The following is a 16,087-nucleotide window of genomic DNA, read 5'->3' on the forward strand; positions in this document are numbered from 1 at the left end:
CTCCTCGCGCCTTGTCTCGCCATGAAATCCATCCGGAATTTCTTCGCGTTATTTGCGAGACACCACACTAGTTCCCGGGCACCAGCAGCAGCAACAGGCCGCCGAAGACGATGCGATAGACGGCGAACGCGTTGAACGTGTGCGTGCGGATATAGCCAAGCAACCACTTCACGGCGATGAAGGCGGTGATCGTGGCGACGACGAAGCCGACCGCCACCGCCGACCAGTCCTCCTGCACGCCGCCTGAGCGCAACTGCTTGAAGATCTCGTAGCCACTGGCCGCGTACATGGTCGGGATGCCGACCAGAAAGGCGAACTCGGTGGCCGCCGCCCGGTTGTTGGTGCCGGCCAGCATGGCCGCGAAGATCGTCGCTGCCGAGCGTGATACGCCAGGGAAGATTGCCGCGACGATCTGGGCAAGGCCGACCGCGATGACCACGGTCCAGGTGATGCGTTCGCTGTCCGGCCGCTTCGCGCTCCACCATTCGGCAGCGAAGATCCAGAAGCCGCCGACGATCAGTGCGATCGCGATCGGGGTGACGCGATCGGGCAGGGTGAAGCCGAGCTTGGCGACGATCAGGCCCAGGATCGCGGTGATCAGGAAGGCCAGGACAAGCTTGAGCAGATAGTCGCGGTTGTCCGGCTCGCGCCAGCCGGTCGCCAGCATCCACAGCCGCTTCCAGTAGATAAGGGTCACGGCCAGGATCGCCCCGGCCTGGATCACGATGTTGAAGGTGTCCGAACGCGCGCCAAGCCAGTGCTGGGCGATCAGCAGGTGCCCGGTGCTCGAGATTGGCAGGAATTCGGTGATGCCTTCGATGATGCCGAGCAGGATGACATTGATCAGGTCGGACACGGGCCGGCTTCCGGTTGCAAACGCGCAAGGATAAGGCAGAAGGGCAGGGCCGAGGCGGGGGGCCTCTCGGCTGGCGGCGATCGTGCGAGAATTGCCGCCCCGTCGGCGGCCGCAGCCGCCTCCGCCGATACCCACCTTCCCGAGGCCAAGTCATGTCTGTCGCCAACGTGCTCAAACTGATCAAGGACCATGAGGTCGAGTTCATCGACCTGCGTTTCGCCGACATGCTCGGCAAGCAGCATCACGTCAGTTTTCCGGCGCACTCGGTCGATGAGTCCTTCTTCGAGGACGGCAAGATGTTCGACGGCTCATCGATCAGCGGCTGGAAGGGCATCAACGAGTCCGACATGGTGCTGATGCCGGATCCCGACACGGCGATCCTCGATCCGTTCATGGCCGACCCGACCCTGATCCTCACCTGCGACGTGCTCGAGCCGCACACGATGCAGGCCTATTCGCGCGATCCACGCTCGCTGGCCAGGCGCGCCGAAGCCTATCTCAAGTCGACCGGCATCGCCGACACGGCTTTCTTCGGCCCTGAGCCCGAGTTCTTCATCTTCGACGCCGTGCGCTGGCAGAACACCATGGGCAAGGTCGGATTCGAGATCGAATCCGAGGAAGCGGCCTGGTCGTCCGACAAGCGCTACGAGGCCGGCAACAGCGGCCATCGACCCGGGGTCAAGAGCGGCTATTTCCCGGTGCCGCCAGTCGATTCATTGCAGGACCTGCGCAGCGAGATGTGCAAGCTGCTCGAACGTGTCGGCCAGGTGGTCGAGGTGCACCACCACGAAGTCGCCACGGCCGGCCAGTGCGAAATCGGCACGCGTTTCAACACGCTCGTGCGCAAGGCTGACGAACTGATCACGATGAAATACATCGTGCGCAATGTCGCCCACCAGTACGGCAAGACCGCCAGCTTCATGCCCAAGCCGCTGGTCGGCGACAACGGTTCGGGCATGCACGTGCACCAGTCGCTTGCCAAGGGCGGCAACAACATCTTCGCCGGCGACCTCTACGGTGGCCTGTCGCAAACCGCGCTCTGGTACATCGGCGGCATCTTCAAGCATGCGCGCGCGCTCAATGCGTTCACCAATTCGACCACGAACAGCTACAAGCGCCTCGTGCCCGGTTTCGAAGCCCCGGTCATGCTCGCCTATTCGGCGCGCAACCGTTCGGCCAGCTGCCGCATTCCGTTCGTCAACAATGCCAAGGGCCGGCGCATCGAGATCCGCTTCCCCGATCCGGTCAACAGCGGCTACCTCACCTTCGCCGCCCTGCTCATGGCCGGACTCGACGGCATCCTCAACAAGATCGACCCCGGCGCGCCCTCGGACAAGGATCTCTACGACCTGCCGCCCGAGGAGGAGAAGAACATCCCGACCGTCTGCCACTCGCTCGACCAGGCCCTCGAAGCGCTCGACAAGGATCGCGCCTTCCTGACCGCAGGCGGCGTGTTCTCGGACGACTTCATCGACGGCTACATCGACCTCAAGATGCAGGAGGTCACGCGCTTCCGTGCGGCCACGCATCCGCTCGAATACCAGATGTACTACTCGATCTGAGATCGGGGCGACTCGGGGCGAGGGAGAGCGAACCTCGCAGGTTCCCTGAGCGCAGCGGAGCCGTTGGGCATCGCTTGCGCTCTGCCCAACCTACGGGCAACTCGGATGGCGCGGGAAACGCGGCAAAGGTAGGTTGGGGTGAGCGAAAGCGAACCCCAACGTGGTGTTGGGAGGCGCGCCGAAAAGCGTCTGCTGGAGAATCAGGTTGAGCATCGAGCTTTCCGACATCGAGCGGCGATCCAAACCGTCGCGAAGCCATCGCCAGGAAAGCGGTCGGATTTGCCCGACGTGAATGCCGCTTCGATAGCGGCAGCCCTCGATCGCCTGCGCGGCGTGCTGCCCGCCGCCGGTGCCGAGGCGCTGATCGATCGCCTGCGCGATGGAACCGCGAGCGAGACCGATTGGGCGATGTCCGGCGAAGCCTTGCTGCGGTTGGAGCCGCCACTCGCGCGCAACTTTCTCGAAATCGCCGTGCAGCGCATCCCCGAATCGGCAACGCTGCATTACCTGCTCGGCAACGCCTTGCGCATGAGTGCGCGGCCTGTCGAGGCCGAGGCGGCCTTGCGCCAGGCCATCATCCTCGATCCGGCGCATGCCAATGCCAGCCTTTCACTTGCGCACCTGCTGCGCGAGCAGGGCCGCATGCGCGCACTCGCCGAAATCATGACCGCGCTCTGGCATCACGAGCCGCGCACGCTCGAAAGCGATCGGCGCACGCTGGCGTTCCTCTGCGAGTGCGAGCGTTTCGCAGAAGCCGATACCTTGCTCGCGCCGATCCTCGAGGCGCATCCGGGAGACGCCCCGCTTCAGCGCCGTGCCGGCGAAATCGCTCTCGTGCTCGGGCGCTTCGACGCGGCGCGCGACCATCTGCGCGCGGCGATCGACGGCAATCCGGGCCAGGCCTCGGCCTGGTTGCGCTTGGCCCATACGCATCGTTTCGTCGATGCCGATGACCCTGACCTGCAGCGGCTCCGCGCGGGTGCGTCGCGCAGCGATCTCGGTACCGATGTCGAGACCGCGATCGGCTTCGGTCTCGGCAAGGCGCTCGACGACCTCGGTGAATACGGCGAGGCCGCGCGCATCCTGAGGCAGGCCAATGCGCGCTGGCATGCGGCGCATCCTTGGGACGCCGATGCCTGGAAGCGCTTCGTCGATACGCAAGGGGCCGCAGCCAGGCTGCAACCGGTGCCGGCTTCGGCCGAAACCGTGCCGGTCTTCATTGTCGGTCTGCCGCGTTCAGGGACAACCCTGGCGGCCAGCCTGCTGGCGCGCGATCCGGAGGTCCGTGCGCGCGGCGAACTGAACTGGATCGCGGCCCTGGCCGCTCGCATCGGCGCGCAGCCAACAGTCGAAACACTGGCTGCCGCCGGAACTTTCTATCTGCGCCATCTGCGCCAGGACGACGAACCGGCGCGGCTGTTCCTCGACAAGAATCCGCTCAACTTCCGCCACCTCGGCCTGATCGCCGCGATGCTGCCGCAGGCGAAGATCATCCATTGCCGGCGCGACCTGCGCGATACCGCGCTGTCGCTGTGGAGCCAGCATTTCGCCCACGAGGACATGGCCTGGAGCTACGACTTCGGCGACATCGCCGCGTTCGCCGACGGCCATGCCCGACTGATGCAGCGCTGGAAGCTGCAACTCGACCTGCCGATCTTCGAGCTCGACTACGAGGCCCTGGTCGGCGACAGCGAGGCCACCCTGGGCCAGCTTCGCTCGTTTCTCGGTCTCGACGCGACAGCGACTTCATCGCAGCCGGCCGCCGCGGAAGTCTTCGCCACGGCCAGCATCTGGCAGGCGCGACAAGGCATCCACGCCCGCTCGGTCGAACGCTGGCGGAACTATGCCGGGTTCCTGCCCGAACTCGGCGATACCCGCTTCGACTGAAGCCACGGGTGACCGGTCGAGCCAGGCCCCGCTTCGGCGCGGGCCTGCGGTGACGCACCCACCACGCCCGAAGCTGTCGCCAAGCCGCCCGAAAATGTGATGCAGTTCACAGGTCGTCCGTGATCCAGCCGCGCGGAAGCGGCCACGGCGACGGGCATGCTCGCGGTCAGTTCATCGACCCGGGAACCTCCATGACCCACGCCAGCTTCGATCCCTGTCCCTCTGCGAACACCGTGCGACGCATCGCCACTGCGCGCTGGACGCCCTACGTGGCCGCCACGCTGCAGACTTGGTGCCGTACGGCACTGTCCGAACCCGGCGCCTGCATCAGCAGCCGGGCCGGCGAATGCAAGGCCTGCCGCGCCCTGCAGAAGATCGCCGCGCTGCACTGGAACGAGGCCCTCGGTGAACGCATCCAGCAGATCGCCCGCGAGGCTTGCGAAATGAGTGTCATGCGCGCGGTCGTCGTGCACCCGATGAAGTACGCCTCGTTCTGAATTGCCGACCCGGCGCGATACCGGCAAGCCGCGTATCGCGCGGGCCTACTCCCGACACGCAGCCAGCGCCCCGCCGATCAGCGCATGCGCGTCGTCGTCGGGGGCCAGGCGGACCATGGCGTTCCAGTCCTGGCCGCACTGCCAGCCCTGTTCGGGCAGGCGGCGCACGATCGCGGCACGCAGTGTTTCGCCGAGCGCTTCGCTGAGCCCGCCAGAAAACAGGAACAGCTCGAGTCCAAGCGCGTAGTGGAGCATGGCCACGGCGCGGGCCAGCGGTTCGACGAAGCCATCGAGATCGGGCTGCTGTCCATCCTGTTCGGCCGCTGCGCAGACACGTTGCCAGGCGCGTCCCGAGGCCAGCGCGCCGAGATGGCCGCGGCCACCGCAGTCGCAGGCCGGCGCGCCGGGCGAGGGATCGAAGACCATGTGGGTCAGCTCGCCGCCCGCGCCGTGTGGACCGACTTGCGCCTGGCCGTCGATGAAGACCTTGAGGCCGACCCCGCTGCCGAGCGTGAACAGGGCGAAATCGCGATGCTGGCCGACGAAGCGATGGCCGGCGGCGGTGACGTCGTTGAAGAGGCATATCGGCAGACCCGGCAGTCGCGCGGCGAGCAGGCCGTCCAGCGCCAGCGGGCACAAGGCCTGGCCGTCGTCGCCCCATAGCGTCGGCAGGGCGGCGATGCGGCCCGCGGCGTCGACCGGGCCCGGAAACGCCGCCGCCACCGCATCGATGACGTGGCTTTGGCGCGCCTCGCTGACCGCAGCGACGATAAAGTCGAGGACCGCATCGAGCCGTTCGGCAGCGCTCATGGCCGGCAGGATCAGGTGATTCGGGGTCTCCTGACGCCGTTGCGACACGACGCGTGCCGTGCCGTCATCGACGGCGACGACGGCCGCGCGCAGATTGGTGCCGCCGATATCGAAGCTGGCGACGTGGCGCACCGGCATCGGTTCAGGAGGTCTGCGTTCGCGGCGGTGCAATCGACTCGCGCAGGATGACCCGGGCCGGATGCATGCTCGGATGCGGCTCTGCTTCGCCGGCGCGCAACTGCTCGAGCAGGATCTGCGTCGCGGTCTTGGCCATCTCGCGGATCGGCTGCTGGATCGTGCTGATCGACGGCCAGACCTGGCGCGAGATCGGCGCGTCATCGAAGCCGACCACCGAAAGCTGCTCGGGGATGCGCAGGCCCATGGCCAGCGCGGTCTTGATCACGCCGCCGGCCATCTCGTCGTTGGCGGCGAAGATCGCGGTCGGCGGTGACGGCAGCGAAAGCAATTGACGCGCCCCCTCCTCGCCGGCATGGAAGCGGTTGTCACCGAGGGTGACCAGCTCGCCCTGGAAGGCGATGCCGTGCGCGCGCAGGGCCTTGCGGTAGCCTTCGAAGCGCAGGCCGACGGCGCGGTGATCGGGGTGGCCGGTGATGAAGCCGATCCGCCGATGGCCGAGCCCGATCAGCACTTCGGCCAGTTCGAACGAGGCCTCGAGGTCGTTGGTCTCGACGAACGGATGCGCCGTCTTGTCGATGGTCGGCGCAATGCGCACGAGCGGAATGCCGGCCTCGACGAGCAGCCCGATCGCTTCCATGTGGTCGGAGATCGGCGGCGACAGCAACACGCCATCGATGCGGCGATCGAGGATCAGCTCGGATACCTCGTTGACGAGGTCGCCATCGCGGAACTCGCCGGGATGGATGACCAGCTCGTAGCCGTGCGGCCGGCATATCTCGAGGATGCCCTCCTGGATGTCGAGCACGTAATGCGCGCCGGGCTTGCCGTAGATCAGGCCGAGCATGAACGAGCGGTTGCCGGCCAGGCTGCGCGCCGACAGGCGCGGTCGATAGTTGAGCTCGGCGATCGCCGCCTCGACCCGGGCCCGGGTCTGCGGGCGCACGTTGCGCTCGCGGTTGACCACGCGCGAGACGGTCTTGATCGACACGCCCGCGCGCGCGGCGACATCGTCGATGATTGCCTTGCTCATCCGTTCGGCCTCCGCAACGCCACGCGTTGCCCGGCCCGATTGTATCCGCAAGGCCGAGGGCGCTCGGGGCGGGCGGCCTGTTCCGCGCCGATCACGCCGAAGGGCGCACCACCGTGCGCGCCGCGATCTCGGCGACCAGCCGCGCATGGTGGGCCGCATTGAGTTTGTAGAACAGCATCACCGCGCACGAGGCGAGCATGCCGAGCATCGGGAACAGGGTGATCATGTACTTGAGTCCCTCGACCGTGGACGGCGCCTGGGCCTGGTTCGGCACGTAGCCGATCCAGGTCAGGTACAGGCCGACGAAGGCCGAGGAGATGCCGAGCGCCGATTTCTGGATCAGGGTGACGAGGCCGAACACGAAGCCTTCCACGCGCACGCCCGAGCGCCACTCGCCGTACTCGACCGTGTCGGGCACGATCGACCAGAAATTGACCGCGATCGCGGCCGATCCGAACGCGGAGATCGCGATCAGCACGAACAGCGTGGTCGTGTCGGGCTTGCCGACCAGATGCAGCACGGCCAGTGCCGCGGTGGCGATCAGCAGGCCGCTGATCCAGGCCACGCGCTTGCCGGTGTAGCGGCTGATCACGGTCCACGGCAGGATCGCCAGCATCTGCACGAACGGGATCATGCTGGCCAGGTCGCCGGTCATGGTCGCCTTGCCGCCCATGTAGTACTGCACGAAATAGGGCAGGCTGGCGCTGGTCACGGTGCTGGCGAAACCGAACAGGGCGATCGCCGCGGCTGCCTGCAGGAACGGCGTGTTCTTCGCCAGCATGCCCAGCAGTTCGCCGGTCGGCGGATGGCGTTGCTGTTCGCCGACCGGTTCGAGGCGTTCCTCGGTCAGTCCGTAGCTGGCGAAGATGACCAGGGTCGCGAACGAGGACAGGATCGCCGCCGACCAGAAGTAGGCCGAGTCCGGATTGGCGATGCCGAGCCAGGTGACCAGCCGCGGCGTGGCATAGCCGACCACGGCCGAACCGCTGAACGCGAACAGCATGCGCGCGCCGGCCAGCCAGTTGCGCTCCATCGAGTCGCGCGTCATCGAGGCCATCATCGCGCCGTAGGGAATGTTGACGGCCGCGTAGACGGTGCGGAACAGCAGCTGGGTCGCCAGCGCGTAGACGATCAGCGCGGTGTCGTGGAACGGCACCGGCAGGAACACGAAACTGAAACTCGCGGCCAGCGGAATCGCGCCGAACAGCATGTACGGCCGGTAGCGGCCGAACCGCGTGCGCGTCTTGTTGGCGACGATGCCGATCAGCGGATCGACCAGGCCGTCCCAGATCAGGCAGATCATCACGATGATGCCGGCCGCGCCGCTGTCGAGGCCGAGCACGTCGGTGTAGTACTTGAGCAGGAAGACCTGCAGCGGCAGCCAGTAGAAATTGAAGGCGAAGTCGCCGAGGCCGTAGCCGAGGTAGCGCCGCGGCGGCAGGCGCTCGGCGGTCGCTGCAGGAGGAAGGGCGCTCATGGTGTCGGTGGCACTCCGGCGGCAGGCGAAGGGTCGGCGAGGCAGGGTAGCGCGCAGGCGCCGCGGCGCAACGGCGGCGATGCGATCCGGTCGATGTGCGGCTCAGCGGATTGCATGGTCGGCCGCCACCCGCGCGTACCAGTGGCCCGAGGCCTTGAGCTTGCGCGCCTGCGCATGCTCGAAATCGACATGGACGACGCCGAAGCGTTGCGAATAGCCCTCGGCCCATTCGAAGTTGTCGAGCAGGCTCCAGTGGTGGAAGGCGCGCACCGGTACGCCGCGCTGCATGGCCCGGGCCATCGCCTGCAGGTGCCGGCGCAGGAAATCGATGCGGGCCTGGTCGTCGATCTCGCCATCGGCGCCCGGACCCGTGTTGAAAGCCGCGCCGCATTCGCTGATCTCGATCGGCAGGTTGCCGGTTTCCTCGCGCATGCGCAGCAGGATGTCCTCGAAACCCTGGGCGTCGATATCCCAGCCGATGTCGGTCTTCGGCAAGGTGCCACGGCCGCGGGCCCATTCGCCGATGCAGTTCAGGCCCGGAATGTCGCAGCCTTGCGGTGCATCGCTGACCAGCCACGGCGAGTAGTAGTTGAGTCCGACGAAGTCGAACGGCGCCTTGATGCGCTGATCGTCGCCGGGCAGGAAGCCGAGCAGGTCGTCGATCTCCTCGACCGGCAGCACGCCATCCGGATAGCGACCGTGCAACGCTGGCAGCAGGAACCAGAGATTGAGGAAGCGGTGCCAGCGCTCGGCCGCGGCGATGTCGCGATAGGCCGGGCTCTTCGGATACATCGGCGCGACGTCGAAGGCGCTGCCGACTTCGCAATCGGCCCGGTGCGCCTTGAGCGCGCGGAAGCCGAGGCCCTGGGCCAGGTTGGCGGTGTGGGTCGCGCGCAGGAAGGCGCGGGGATCGCTGCGTCCCGGTGCGTGCACGCCGAGCCAGTAGCCGGTCGAGGTGAAGGTCTTCGGTTCGTTGAGGACGACCCAGTGGCGCACGCGATCGCCGAGGCCATCGGCGACAAGGTTCGCAAAGTCGCCGAAGCGCGCAGCGGTATCGCGATTGGCCCAGCCGCCGGCATCCTCGAGTTCCTGCGGCAGGTCCCAGTGATAGAGGGTGACCAGCGGGCGCAGGCCGGCTTCGAGGACGGCGTCGGTCAGGCGCCGGTAGTAGTCCATGCCCTTCGGGTTCGCGCCACCGCGACCACCCGGTTGCACGCGTGGCCAGGCGATCGAATAACGGTAGCTGCCAAGGCCCATGGCCTTGACCAGGGCGATGTCCTCGGCAAAACGATGATAGCTGTCGCAGGCCACGTCGCCGGTGTCGCCGCCACGCACCTTGCCGGGCGTATGCGCAAAGCGGTCCCAGATCGACTCGCCCTTGCCATCGACGTCCCAGGCGCCTTCGATCTGGTAGGCCGCCGTGGCGGCGCCCCAGATGAAGTCCGCCGGGAATCCTGGCCCGTCGTTTCGATTTTCGTCTTTCGGCATGGTCTCGCTCATGGCTGCGGGGTCTCGGACGCCGGCGGTCGACGCGGCGTGCGCAGGAATCGTTCGGATATGGCCCTCGTGCGGGTCCGGACCGGAACCCGCTGGCGCTCTTGGGAAGACGCCAACGGATCCCGATCCTCGCCGGAGAGCGCGGTCGCTCAGTGCATCGGGGCGCGGAGCAGGCGAATGCCGCTAGAACCAGAAGCCGAAGTTCACGCCGACGGTTCGCGGTGGCAGGTATTGCGAGAGGTATTCGAAGCCACTGCCGACGGCGGTGCGCCCGGCACTGGTGCGTACCTTCTTGTTCTCGACGTTGTCGACGTAGGCATCGATGTACCAGGTGCCGGTCGGGTTGAGATAGCGCATGCTCAGGTCGGTGCGGTGGTAGCTGGCCTGCTTGTCGCCGTCGCCGAGGTTGAAGGCGCTGAGCCAGCTCTCGGTCTCGTAGTGCGTGCTGATGCGCGGGGTCAGGCGGGCGCCGCTGGCGAAGCGGAAGTCGTGCTCGTAGACCAGGGTGAACGCGGCGTCCGGTGCGTGCGCGAGTTCGTTGCCCGATACGTCGAGGCAGTTGCCGATGCCCGATTCGGCCGGGCAGGCCGGCAGGCCCTGGTAGTCGTTCGATCCGGCATAGAGCAGGGTGCCGAGCTTCTTGTGCGGAATCGCCGAGAACACGAACTGCAGGCGGTCGTCATCGCTCAGGCGTGCATTCAGTTCCGACTCGAAGCCCCAGACCTTGGTGCTGCCCTTGACGTTCGAGAAGCCGAGGCCGCGGCTGCCGTCGACGAAGGTGATCGGCGCGGCGAGCTGGAAGTCCTTGAAGTCCTCGTAGTAGATCGCGTTGTTCCAGATCACCTGGCCATCGAGGAAGGACGACTTGGTGCCGATCTCGAAGTTGGTCAGCTCTTCGTGCTTGTACGGCACGCCGCCATCCTGCAGGCCGCCGGACTTGTAGCCGGTCGAGACGCTGGCATAGAGCAGCATGCTCGGGCTCAGGTCGTAGTCGGCGCGGACCAGCCAGGTCAGCTGGCCGTGGTCGTATTTGCCGTCGTTGATGCCGCCGACGCCGAAACCGAAACCGGTTTCGGTGCTCGGGATCGTGCCGGGCGCGACCGGCACCTGAGGCACATCGGGGTTGTATTGCCAGCCCCAGCCGCGGCCGCCGATGTTTTCCTTGGCGTCGTCGGTGTAGCGCAGGCCGCCGGTCAGGCGGAACACGTCGGACAGGTTCCAGGTGGCCTGGCCGAAGATGGCCTTGGAGTCGACCGTCTGCTTGGGCTGGATGAACGAGCCCTGCCAGGCGACCGTACCCTGCTGGGTGCCGTTGAAGATCGGGATGTCGAAGCGGATCTTGTTCTTCTCGGCGGCGTAGTAGAGGCCGAGGATCCAGTCCACCGTGTTCTCGCCGTTCGACTTCAGGTCGAGTTCGTGGCTGTGGTTGCGATAGACCGAATAGTTGGTGCGGTCTTCCTGGAAGGTCGCGCCGGTCGTGTAGCTGGTCGGCACCTGCACGCCACCGTCCTGGTCGAAGTCCGACGAACCCTCGAAGCGGCTGAAGCCGGCGGTGTAGGAGAGCGACAGATAATCGCTGAGCTGCCAGTCCATGCGGCTGCGCAGCGTGTGCACTTCGCGATCCAGATACGGCGCGGTATCGGCGAAGGTCGACCAGAACTCCTGGCCGGCGCGCGGCGTCTGCATCAGGTTCATGTTCGGCGTGCCGGTGTCGCGGAAGTATTCGTAGGAGACGTTCCACCTGAAATCGTCGCTCGGCTGGAACAGGCTGCTGACGCGCAGCGCGCTCTGGTTCTGCGCGTTGTACTTGTCGCCGCCGTTGACGAACAGGTTCGGATTGATCGCCTGGAACGCGGCCGGATCGCCGCCCGAAGCCAGGTAGGCCGCCTGCTGCGATTCGAGCGAAGGCAGCAGCTCGCCGGGATTCTGGTAGTCGACGTAGCCTTCGTGTTCCTCGTGGGCAAAGGCCACGCGCATCGCCCAGCTGTCGCTGATCGGCAGGTTGAAGGCGCCGCGACCACCGAGGCGTCCGTAGTCGCCGATGCCGAACTGTACGTTGCCCGAGCTGTCGCCGATAACCGGCTTGGCGGTCTGCATGTTGACTGCGCCGACCGTCGAGTTGCGACCCCACAGGGTGCCCTGCGGACCGCGCAGCACTTCGACCGATTCGAGATCGAGCAGCAGCGAGGCGGCGCCTTCCGCGCGCGGCGTGTAGATGCCGTCGACGAACAGGGCGACTTCGGGATCGGCGTACTCGGTCTTGGCGCTGTCGTTGCCGATGCCGCGCAAGGTCAGGGTGATCACACCGTGGTCGCCCTGGGTGGTCGCGGCAAAACCCGGGACCAGGCTGGTGATGTCCTGCACCGTGATCACGCGTTCCTTTTCGAGCTGCTGCGCACCGATCGCGGTGATCGCGATCGGCGTCTTCTGCAGCGGCGTGCTGCGCTTGGTCGCCGTCACCGTGATCGTGTCGAGCGAGGCGCTGGATTCCGGGGCGCCGCCGTCGGGCTTGGACGCGGGATCCGCGCCGGACTCGGACTGTGCCGCGGCCATGGCCGAGCTGGCCGCGAGGACCGCTGCGATGGAACGATGAAGCAAGGTCTTGCGAACGAACATTGGACTCTACCTCCCGATGGTGACGCCCTCTGAGCCTTCCCCTGAGCGCCGATGGATGCCGCGTGGCGACGCAGAGTGCACACCGATGACAACGCTGTCAAGAACTTTTAGACAGCGTTGTCATTCGGTCTAAGTCATTGTTGCAGCGCAAAATGACAGCGCAGTCATCAAAGCGTAACGTCCCCCGATTTCCTCCATCCGCGCCCGGCTCGCGCGCCACCCGGAGAGTGCCATCATGCTGCGAAGCATACTGATTGCGGGGGGTGGTACGGCCGGCTGGCTGTGCGCCTGCTACCTGGCGAAAACCCTCAACAGCGGCGCGCAGGGCGCAGTCCGCATCAGCCTGGTCGAATCGCCCGACATCGGCATACTCGGCGTCGGCGAAGGCACCTTCCCCTCGATCCGCGCCGCGCTCTCGCAGATCGGCATCAGTGAATCGCGCTTCATCCGCGAAACCCAGGCCACCTTCAAGCAGGGCATCCGCTTCGTCGACTGGGTGCGCCCGGCCGGATCGCCCGGGCGCAATCACTACTTCCATCCGTTCAACCTGCCCAGTTCGCGCGTCGACGGTCTCGACCTGCTGCCCTACTGGTTGCTCGGCGAGGCCGGCGAGGGCGCGTCCTTCGCCGATGCCGTGACCCTGCAGACCGCGGTGGCCGATGCCGGGCGCGCGCCGAAGCGCCGCGGCGACGCCGACTACGACGGGCCGATGAACTACGCCTACCACTTCGATGCGATGCAGGTCGCCCGCCTGCTCGCCGAGCAGGGCCGCGCCCTCGGCGTGTCGCACCATCTCGGCACCATCGTCGATGTCCCGCTCGACGCGCAGGGGGCCATCGCCGGCGTCACCACGAAAGAGCTCGGCACCCTGCACGCCGATCTCTACGTCGACTGCACCGGCATGCGCGCCGCGCTGATCGGCAAGGCGCTCGGCCAGCGCTTCAAACCGGTTGGCGATGTCCTCTTCGTCGATCGCGCCGTGGCCATCCAGGTGCCCTATGCGCAGCCCGACGCGCCGATTCCGTCCTACACGATATCCACGGCGCACGAAGCCGGCTGGACCTGGGATATCGGCCTGCAGGAGCGCCGCGGTGTCGGCTACGTCTATTCGAGCCGCCACACCAGCGACGACCGCGCCGAGGAAGTGCTGCGCCAATACATCGGCCCCGCCGCGGACGGATTGAATGCGCGCCGCCTGCCGTTCGAAACCGGCTATCGCCCCGTGCAGTGGAAACACAACTGCGTGGCGATCGGGCTCTCCGCGGGATTCCTCGAGCCGCTCGAATCGACCGGCATCGGCCTGATCGAAATGGGCACCTACCTGCTCGCCCACCTGCTGCCGATGGACGGCCAGTTCGAGCGCGCCTCAACACACTTCAACACGATGATGCGCGAACGCTACACACGCATCGTCGATTTCCTCAAGCTGCACTACTGCCTGACCCAGCGCCGCGACAGCGCGTTCTGGACCGACAACGCCGACCCGGCCAGCATCCCCGAAACACTGCGCGACCGCCTCGCCGAATGGCGCCATCGCGCCCCGCACCGCCTCGACTTCATCACCGACCTCGAGATGTTCATGCCGGCCAGCTGGCAGTTCATCCTTTACGGCATGGAATTCCAGACCGACCTCAGCGCCCAACGCGCCATCTACCCGCGCACCGCCGAAGCCCGCCGCGAATTCGAAATGCTGCGCGCGGTCAGCCCGCATGCGATCAGGGATCTGCCTGGGCACCGCGCGCTGGTCGATGACCTCTGCGCCACGACGGCGCCGCGATTGGCGGTGGTCTAGCTGCAGGATAGCCAATGTTGGTCGAGCAGGGTTAGCGCAAAGGGCTGCTTTCGACCCAAAGCAGCCCTTCAGCGCATTCTGGTAGCGACAACTCCGCCCTCAATTGCGCCGACCCATGCCGTAGACAGCTGCCCGCCGTTCGAATGCTTGCCGGGAGGGTTCTACCCCGAAATCACGGACGGTTGAAAAAGGGCTGCGAACTTCCGGTCTTGCCTGGCGACACTTCTCCGCATTCTTGGGTTGTGGAACCGCTCGATGTATTCGAACACATCGGCTCTGGCCGCATCGAGTGTCGGGTACTTCATTCGGTGGATGCGTTCGCGTTTGAGCATGCCGAAGAAGCCTTCGCAGGCGGCATTGTCCCCGCAGTGACCCACCGCGCTCATTGAGCACAGCAGGCCGTTGCCAGACAGGTAGTGTTGGTAGTCCCCACTCCGGAACTGACTGCCACGATCGGAATGCAGGATCACCGGATCGCGACCCTGCCGTTGCCAGACCGCCATCTGCACGGCCCGGATCACCATCTGGCGATCCTGCCGGTGGTGCATTGTCCAGCCCACGATGCGCTGGTCGAACAGATCCAGCACGATGCACAGATACAGCTTGCCTTCGTGGGTCTTGATCTCGGTGTTGTCGGTGACCCACTTGGTCTCCGGCTCCAATGCGATGAAGTCCCGCTCCAGCAGGTTGCGTACACCCGGGGGCGTCAGCGCTGGCCGGCCGCGCTGACCACGCCGCTTCGGCCGCGGCCAGCCCTGGAGGCCGTCGGCTGCCATCAACCGCGCCACCCGGTTCACGCTAGCCGTCTCGCCTTCCTCGGCCAGGTCTTCGTGCATGCGACCGGCGCCAAGGGTGCCCCGGCTGTCTTCGTGCAGCTCGCGGATACGCCCGACCAATCGCTCGTTGTCGAGCTGTCGGGCGCTGGGCAGTCGCTGGCTCCAGTCGTAGTAACCGCTGGCCGATACCTTCAGGCAGCGGCACATCAGTCGAACCGGAAACTCGTCGCGGCAACGTTCGATCACCTGATACCTCAGGATGATCCCTTGGCAAAGAACGTCGCCGCTTCTCGCAAAAAATCCCGTTCCTTCTTGACCCGGGCCAGCTCGCGTTTGAGGCGAGCCAGTTCCTCGTCCCGGGGCGTGCCGGTGCCACCGAAGGCCGTCTGCCCCTGTTGTTCTGCTTCCCGCTTCCAACGGGTCAGCAGACTGTCTCGGATCCCCAGCTCCCGGGCCACCTGGGCACAGCTGACGCCTGGCCGGGTGGCCTGCTCAACCGCACCGCGCTTGAACTCCGCACTGAACTTCCTTCGCTTCGACATGAACACTCCTCATGGCCTCGATCGGCCTTCTCGTAAGTGTCCGTGAAAACGGGGGTGAACCCCGCTGACGCCAAGAGCCGCTGGCCGAGCCAGCGAATCAACGGCTGCTACTACTGAGCCAACGCCTGCTATACCACCTGACCCAGTTGGCTGCTTGGCTTTATTCACGTACACCAGCGAGATTGACTATCAAGACTCACTGAATCGCCCCGGGTCAGTTTTGCGTGGAGATCAACTCACGCATACCTGGGTTGGTCAATCGAGAGATGCTCAGACTTTCCCACGCCAGTCGCTGCCTGCCTCTCACCGCAAACAGTACGCAGTTCAAGGGAATGCGCACCCCACCGGTGCTGACGATTACCCTGCCTGACCGGCGATTACAGGCAAGGCCTGTAATTGTGTTCGCGCAGGGAATCCAAGGCCGCCTTGACCATCAAGGCGTGGCGTTGCACAGTCGGGGGGGTGAACGACGTGGCTCGGGACTTGGATGACATAAGGAAGGTATGAACAAGTCGCCGCGAGTGTGCTGGGATTGCCCCGTCACCGCATGGCCTGGATTCAATGGATCAGATGAGCTTTGGCGACGCCGAGTACGCCGCCAAGAAGA

At 66.0% G+C, this 16,087-nt stretch carries 11 protein-coding genes; 4 read left to right on the forward strand and 7 right to left on the reverse strand.

Annotated elements, in window-relative coordinates; genetic code table 11:
- Nucleotides 1–67: 67 nt before the first annotated feature.
- Nucleotides 68–856 carry an undecaprenyl-diphosphate phosphatase gene (locus BM125_RS15560; RefSeq protein WP_092409643.1) on the reverse strand — a complete coding sequence of 263 codons (789 nt, stop codon included), beginning with the start codon at nt 854–856 and terminating at the stop codon, nt 68–70.
- A 152-nt stretch (nt 857–1,008) separates the two neighbouring features.
- Here BM125_RS15560 and glnA point away from each other — a divergent pair, with 152 nt between their 5' ends.
- The 3 genes from glnA to BM125_RS15575 all read left to right on the forward strand — a co-directional run bounded on the left by glnA (nt 1,009) and on the right by BM125_RS15575 (nt 4,802).
- Nucleotides 1,009–2,418, forward strand: coding sequence for a type I glutamate--ammonia ligase (glnA, locus tag BM125_RS15565; protein WP_092409645.1), 1,410 nt, complete (start codon nt 1,009–1,011; stop codon nt 2,416–2,418).
- 288 nt (nt 2,419–2,706) lie between these two features.
- Nucleotides 2,707–4,305: a tetratricopeptide repeat-containing sulfotransferase family protein gene (locus tag BM125_RS15570; protein ID WP_092409647.1), complete on the forward strand. Its 1,599-nt coding sequence runs from the start codon at nt 2,707–2,709 to the stop codon at nt 4,303–4,305.
- Nucleotides 4,306–4,496: 191 nt separating this feature from the next.
- On the forward strand, nt 4,497–4,802 hold the full coding sequence (locus BM125_RS15575) for a hypothetical protein (RefSeq protein ID WP_139225057.1): 306 nt from the start codon (nt 4,497–4,499) through the stop codon (nt 4,800–4,802).
- A gap of 45 nt (nt 4,803–4,847) precedes the next feature.
- Here the strand turns inward: BM125_RS15575 and BM125_RS15580 are convergent, their stop codons facing one another.
- The 5 genes from BM125_RS15580 to BM125_RS15600 form a co-directional block, all read right to left on the reverse strand.
- On the reverse strand, nt 4,848–5,750 hold the full coding sequence (locus tag BM125_RS15580; protein ID WP_092409650.1) for an ROK family protein: 903 nt from the start codon (nt 5,748–5,750) through the stop codon (nt 4,848–4,850).
- A 4-nt stretch (nt 5,751–5,754) separates the two neighbouring features.
- Nucleotides 5,755–6,780 carry a LacI family DNA-binding transcriptional regulator gene (locus BM125_RS15585; protein ID WP_092409652.1) on the reverse strand — a complete coding sequence of 342 codons (1,026 nt, stop codon included), beginning with the start codon at nt 6,778–6,780 and terminating at the stop codon, nt 5,755–5,757.
- 91 nt (nt 6,781–6,871) lie between these two features.
- Nucleotides 6,872–8,257 carry an MFS transporter gene (locus BM125_RS15590; RefSeq protein ID WP_092409654.1) on the reverse strand — a complete coding sequence of 462 codons (1,386 nt, stop codon included), beginning with the start codon at nt 8,255–8,257 and terminating at the stop codon, nt 6,872–6,874.
- Between the two features lie 102 nt (nt 8,258–8,359).
- Nucleotides 8,360–9,757 carry a GH1 family beta-glucosidase gene (locus BM125_RS15595; protein WP_217647893.1) on the reverse strand — a complete coding sequence of 466 codons (1,398 nt, stop codon included), beginning with the start codon at nt 9,755–9,757 and terminating at the stop codon, nt 8,360–8,362.
- Nucleotides 9,758–9,937: 180 nt separating this feature from the next.
- Entirely contained in the window at nt 9,938–12,370 is a 2,433-nt protein-coding gene (locus BM125_RS15600) for a TonB-dependent receptor (RefSeq protein ID WP_092409656.1), read from the reverse strand.
- Nucleotides 12,371–12,605: 235 nt separating this feature from the next.
- Between BM125_RS15600 and BM125_RS15605 the strand changes: the two genes are divergently transcribed.
- Entirely contained in the window at nt 12,606–14,162 is a 1,557-nt protein-coding gene (locus BM125_RS15605) for a tryptophan halogenase family protein (protein WP_092409658.1), read from the forward strand.
- 161 nt (nt 14,163–14,323) lie between these two features.
- Here the strand turns inward: BM125_RS15605 and BM125_RS15610 are convergent.
- Nucleotides 14,324–15,480 (reverse strand): IS3 family transposase gene (locus tag BM125_RS15610; protein ID WP_092409660.1). Its coding sequence is split into 2 segments (ribosomal slippage): nt 14,324–15,240 and nt 15,240–15,480, totalling 1,158 coding nucleotides; the frame shifts between segments, so codons are not numbered across the junction.
- Nucleotides 15,481–16,087: the final 607 nt, after the last annotated feature.

The organism is Dokdonella immobilis (assembly GCF_900115085.1).
Classification (GTDB): domain Bacteria; phylum Pseudomonadota; class Gammaproteobacteria; order Xanthomonadales; family Rhodanobacteraceae; genus Dokdonella; species Dokdonella immobilis.